General features: G+C 58.5%; 2 pseudogenes. One reads left to right on the top strand and one right to left on the bottom strand.

Annotated elements, in window-relative coordinates:
• Nucleotides 1–630 (top strand): annotated as a pseudogene (locus tag KBI52_RS01595) (hypothetical protein); the annotation flags it as partial.
• A 54-nt stretch (nucleotides 631–684) separates the two neighbouring features.
• Here the strand turns inward: KBI52_RS01595 and KBI52_RS01600 are convergent.
• A pseudogene (locus KBI52_RS01600) lies at nucleotides 685–1,597 on the bottom strand (LLM class flavin-dependent oxidoreductase); the annotation flags it as partial.
• Nucleotides 1,598–1,655 lie beyond the last annotated feature (58 nt).

A 1,655-nucleotide genomic window follows, 5' to 3' on the forward strand; every position in this document is an offset into this window, starting at 1 on the left:
GGCCGGCCGCGCACCAAAGGCGCTCGCATGCCGACCCTGTCTGAGGTGCTGAAGCGGACGAGCACCCGCTGGCGCCGCGTCACAGTGCCGGGCTGGTATGGCGACGGAGACCGTGTGATCGAATTCTGCTCTGCGACCGCGGTGTGGTGCCATAGCGGAAAGCCCGTCGTGCCGATCCGCTGGGTGCTGCTGCGCGATCCGCTCAGGCGCTTCTCGCCCCAGGCGTTGCTGTGCACCGATCCGAAGCGCGACCCGCTGCCGATCATCCGCTGGTTCATCCTGCGCTGGCAGCTCGAGGTCACCTTCCAGGAGGCGCGCGCCCATCTGGGCGTGGAGACCCAGCGGCAATGGTCGGGCCGTGCTGTCGCCCGCACGACGCCCTGCTTGTTCGGCCTATTCTCGATCATAACCCTTCTGGCGACCCAACTCGGTCAGCGCACCCGCACGGCTGTTTGGACCGACAGCTGGTACCGCAAGTCTCATCCGACGTTTGCGGATACTCTGGCTGCGGTGCGGGAGAACATCTGGCGCGAAACGGGTTTACTCACGTCCCGGCGCCGGCGCAAAATGCCAAAACCCTCACGCGCGCTTCAGCGATGCTTGCTATACGCACTTCGCCATGCCGCCTGATTGGCCAAACTCGAGCTTACATCGAGCAACAAAATTGTTCAACAGTCTCTCAGTTCAATCTGTGGCAAAGGTGCTCCCATGTCCGATAGATTTATTGACTGCGGGGATGATCTTATCTCCCCTGAGTTTGATCTGTTGGAGCATAGTCATCTGATTGAAATCTCCCAGCTGGGTCGGAATTGTAATCTGGGCTTTAGGATGTCCATCTCTTCCAGAAGGCGATCGATCACTCGGTTCACACTTCCGATCGGCAGGTTCGCGCGCATGACCCCAAAGGACATGTCCTGTTGCGCCGGCGTTTCCTGCAGCACATAACCATCCTGATTCTGCTGGCGGCGCTGATGCCGTGCTCCAGACAGTCGGCGTTGGAAGCGTGCGTTATCGAGATAGCTCGTGATCTCCGCGTCATTATCGCTGGCATAGCAGCAGCGAAAAAGCGATATCTTGGAGTCAGTGATGTTCTTTCCCTCGCAAGCCGCCGCTTCCTCGATATTTTTCGCAGGGTGCTTAAGCTCTCCGAGCCGTTGTGGAATGCCGTGACGAATAGATGGTGTCCCTCACGATAAGCCCGGCTCATGCTGCGCCCGGACGCGGTGGCGATTCAAATCGGCGAGGTCGGCTTCTGGATAGTGCGCAGCGAAATCGCCGCCAGAGGTAACTTCTCGTATTTGCCATTGTGCTCGAATACCTTCTGCTGCAAACCCTTGAGAGGGATGTCCAAGTATTCCAAGAATACGGCTCGCGCTTCATCAACATTGACGCCAAACCGCTCAAACTCGAACTGCTGGTATTCAGAACCGACGCCGAGCTCAAGGCGGCCGCTCGAAACAATATCGGCAAAGCCAATTTCGGAGAGAAGGCACTGCGGTTGATAAAGCGGCAGCACGCAGACGGCGGTGCCGAGGCGAATAGTGTTCGTCACTCCGGCACAGTGGGCCATCATCATTAATGGTGACGGAACTACGGCCTGTTAGTTCTTGAGCCAGTCGATTGCTGCGGCGAGGCAGAGCACGCCCATGAAGGAT

It is taken from the genome of Microvirga sp. HBU67558 (genome assembly GCF_018069605.1).
GTDB classification, from domain to species: Bacteria; Pseudomonadota; Alphaproteobacteria; order Rhizobiales; family Beijerinckiaceae; genus Microvirga; species Microvirga terrae.